The 3718-nt window shown below is 43.8% G+C and carries 3 protein-coding genes and 1 pseudogene; 1 reads left to right on the top strand and 3 read right to left on the bottom strand.

The window, feature by feature from the left end; translation table 11 throughout:
• The 3 genes from CBG25_RS04825 to CBG25_RS04815 form a co-directional block, all read right to left on the bottom strand.
• Positions 1-595, bottom strand: a 595-nt coding sequence (locus tag CBG25_RS04825; RefSeq protein WP_290604957.1) for an IS66 family transposase zinc-finger binding domain-containing protein, incomplete at its 3' end; no start/stop codon positions are given.
• A 41-nt stretch (positions 596-636) separates the two neighbouring features.
• Positions 637-990, bottom strand: a complete 354-nt coding sequence (tnpB, locus tag CBG25_RS04820) for an IS66 family insertion sequence element accessory protein TnpB (protein ID WP_290604955.1) — start codon at positions 988-990, stop codon at positions 637-639.
• Positions 987-1340: a hypothetical protein gene (locus tag CBG25_RS04815; protein WP_290604953.1), complete on the bottom strand. Its 354-nt coding sequence runs from the start codon at positions 1338-1340 to the stop codon at positions 987-989. The genes tnpB and CBG25_RS04815 overlap by 4 nt, the downstream gene beginning before the upstream one ends.
• 153 nt (positions 1341-1493) lie before the next feature.
• Here CBG25_RS04815 and CBG25_RS04810 point away from each other — a divergent pair.
• A pseudogene (locus tag CBG25_RS04810) lies at positions 1494-3593 on the top strand (bifunctional aspartate kinase/homoserine dehydrogenase II); the annotation flags it as partial.
• Positions 3594-3718 lie beyond the last annotated feature (125 nt).

The raw sequence follows: 3718 nt of genomic DNA, 5'->3' as shown, positions 1-3718 counted from the left end.
TGGCGTAACTCTTAGGGATAAGCGCCGGCGGCGGAGGGGCTACCTTTACACTACCTTCTGTGCCATGTTGCTCACAGTATCGACAGCCGTATTTTTCACGGATATAACGGGTAACTTGCACGTGAGCGGGTATAAACTCAAGCTCTTCACGCACTTCTCCACCCATCACGTGCATCGGCTGATGGCAGCAATCACACGCCTGCTCCCCGGACGGTAGGTGAATAATAATTTCCCTACGCGGCAGATGGGGTGGGAGTCGTGGGCGGCGTTTTTTTGCAGGCGAAGGAACAGTTGCATCCGGGACGGCATCGTCCGTAATACTATCATTGACGTCAGATAATTGGGTTTCACAGGCTTCGTCATCGCTGGGCGCCCCGTCGGGTCGATGCGCCTCAACTTCAGCTTCGTTAAAAACCTCACCCTGCGGGGAAAGCGGCTCGGCGCTGCGCCCAAAGCGTTTTCGGCGGCAAAGATTCAACTCTTCCAGCAGAATTTGGTATTTTTCCTGCCAATGAAGATTTTCGCGCTGAAAATCAACGATAATCTGTTTTAGCAAATTGATATCGTTGGGTAAGTTATCTATCGAGATATTCATGACGTGACTTTACCATGCCGCGGCAAAATCCTCCGCAAAATTTAACTGGCTATCCTGCAGTTGAGTGGTTGGTGCAGGCGCATTTTAGCCAGGTCGACACCAGCGAGCAACCAGTACCACTGTTCTTCGGTCAATTGTAAGGTTTTTTGACTGGCAGCAGGCCAACGGAAAAAATCTTGCTCCAGGCGTTTGTACCAGAGACAGAAACCGGTTTTATCCCAGTAAAGGGCTTTTACCTTGTCACGATGTCGGTTGCAGAAGACGAACAGGGCCTCATCGAAAGGGGAATGTGCCATATCCTGCTCGATAATCAGCAACAGGCCGTTGATACTTTTACGAAAGTCGACATGACCTGAATAGAGGTAAATGGCCGGCACTTCGACAAACATCTTCATGGTGCCATCTCGCGAATGAAGGTTGCCAGCCAACACGGCGAAATTCCGCTTGTCAGCCGTAACGTACAGTGAGACAGCTCCAGGGTGATAATCGAATGCGTTTGTGCCTTCTCTATCGTGGAGATTTTAGTCGTCAACTTTTCATCCCCGGAGGTCATAATAGCATTCGGCGCCATGGCGTGAATAAAATGCGTGGGCTGTTCTTCCACAGGATAAAGCCGCTTTTTTGCATTGTAGAATGCGCTGCGGGTAATCCTATTCTGACGACAATACTGAGTTGGATTTAATCCAGAACATTGCTGAGCTTCAATGATGGCTCGCCATTCATCATCTGTACGGTAAACTCCCATCTGATATTTCTCCTCAATTTTTAGAGATGAACATGATGGCAAATTAGAAGAAGTAAAAAAATGTGCGGATTTAACGACGCTTACAGTTTTTCAGTAGTTATTGAAGATTTAGGTAATGCGTTTCAGCTAGTAGCGAAGAGGTAACTTTTGATCATGAATGCAGTGACAGCGAGAGCAGTAAAATATCACCATCGTCAATTACATAAATTTGGTGGTAGTAGTTTGGCTGATGTGAAATGTTATCAGCGAGTCGCTAATATCATGGCAAATTATAGCCAGCCAGGTGATTTAATGGTGGTATCTGCGGCAGGAACAACAACCAATCAGTTAATTGATTGGCTGAAATTAAGTCAAACAGATAGTGTTTTAGCCAATCAGGTACAGCAGGCAATTCGCCGTTATCAACAAGATCTTATAATTGGGCTATTACCTGACAAAAAAGCACAGATAGTAAAGTCGGCTTTTTTAGCTGAGCTTGATCGTTTAAGCACGTTAGTAGATAAACCAATTCATGCTGATATTTATGCAGAAATTGTTGGCCATGGAGAAATTTGGTCTGCGCGTTTGATGTCTGCGGTATTAGAAGAATTCGGTTTGGCTAGTCATTGGTTAGATGCACGGCTTTTCTTGCGTGCAGAGTTTGCTGCTCAACCCCAAGTAGATGAAACCCTATCACGCCCATTATTACAACAGCTTTTGCAACAACATGCCAATAAACGGTTGGTAGTAACGGGTTTTATTGCCCAAAGTAAACAAGGTAAAACGGTATTACTAGGGCGGAATGGTAGTGATTATTCAGCAACCCAAGTGGGGGCGTTAGCGGAGGTTAATAAAGTAACTATCTGGAGTGATGTTGCGGGTGTATACAGTGCTGATCCACGCAAAGTCAAAGATGCTTGTTTACTGCCACTATTACGCCTTGATGAAGCTAGTGAATTAGCGCGTTTAGCGGCACCAGTGCTTCATACTCGCACCTTACAGCCAATTTCAGTCACTAATATTGATTTACAACTTAGATGCAGTTATCAGCCTGAGCAGGGTTCGACAAAAATAGAGCGTGTTTTGGCATCAGGTACGGGTGTCAAAATTGTTACCAGCCATGATGATGTTTGTCTGGTCGAATTAATCGTGGCAACTCAGCAAAATTTTAGCCAAATCTATAAAGATATCGATTTATTGCTAAAGCGAAATCAATTGCGGCCATTAGCGACTGGTTTACATCCAGATCGAAAATTGATCCAGCTATGTTATACCTCTGAAGTTGCTGCTAGTGCTCTAGCGCTATTAAAGGAGATGGTGGTAGTAGAAAAATTATCGTTACGTGATCATTTTTCTTTAGTGGCAATTGTCGGGGCGGGCGTTGGTAAAAATCCCCTGCATAGTCATCGTTTCTATCAACAATTAAAAGATCAACCAGTTGAATTTATTTGGCATTCTGAAGAAGAAATAAGCCTGGTTGCTGTTTTGCGCACGACTCAAACATCACATTTGGTTCAGGGATTACACCAGAGCTTATTTCGGGCGGAAAAACGTATTGGCTTGGTTCTGTTTGGTAAAGGTAATATTGGTTCTCGCTGGCTGGAATTATTTGCTACCGAGCAAAAAACGATTTCCGCTCGTAGTGATTTTGAATTTATTCTGGCAGGTGTAGTCGATAGTTGCCGTAGCTTATTAAATTATGAGGGCATCGATCCAAGTAGAGTATTAGCTTTTTTTGATCATGAAGCCACAATCCATCAAGATGAAGCGCTTTTTCTTTGGATGCGAGATCATCCGTTTGATGATCTGGTTGTACTGGATATAACAGCCAGTGACTTATTAGCCAAAAGCTATCTTAATTTTGCGAGTTACGGTTTTCATCTAATCAGTGCTAATAAGATACCCGGCGCTCTGGCGAGCGATGACTACCGTCAGATCCGTGATGCTTTTGCAAAAACAGGCCGATACTGGTTGTATAACGCGACAGTCGGGGCGGGATTACCAATAAATTATACTGTCCGTGATTTAAAAGAGAGTGGTGATAATATCCTTTCTATTAGTGGTGTTTTTTCTGGTACCTTATCTTGGTTATTTTTACAATTCGATGGCACGGTACCGTTTAATCAATTGGTTGAGCAAGCTTGGCAGCAAGGCTTAACCGAGCCAGATCCACGAATTGATCTTTCTGGGCAAGATGTGATGCATAAATTGATCATTTTGGCACGTGAAGCGAGCTATGAAATTGAACCTGAACAGGTACGGGTTGAGTCATTAAACTAGTTGCTGAATAGAGACTTGCATTTTTTGTCACGCTATTGAGAATAAAAAGAGGTTTAACTTAGAGAATAAAGGTTTGAAATGATCAACAAAGAGCGGCTGTTACGAGATAATCGTTTATG

The organism is Arsenophonus sp. ENCA, assembly GCF_002287155.1.
GTDB classification, from domain to species: Bacteria; Pseudomonadota; Gammaproteobacteria; order Enterobacterales; family Enterobacteriaceae; genus Arsenophonus; species Arsenophonus nilaparvatae.
This window is presented reverse-complemented; position numbering and strand designations above follow the sequence as displayed.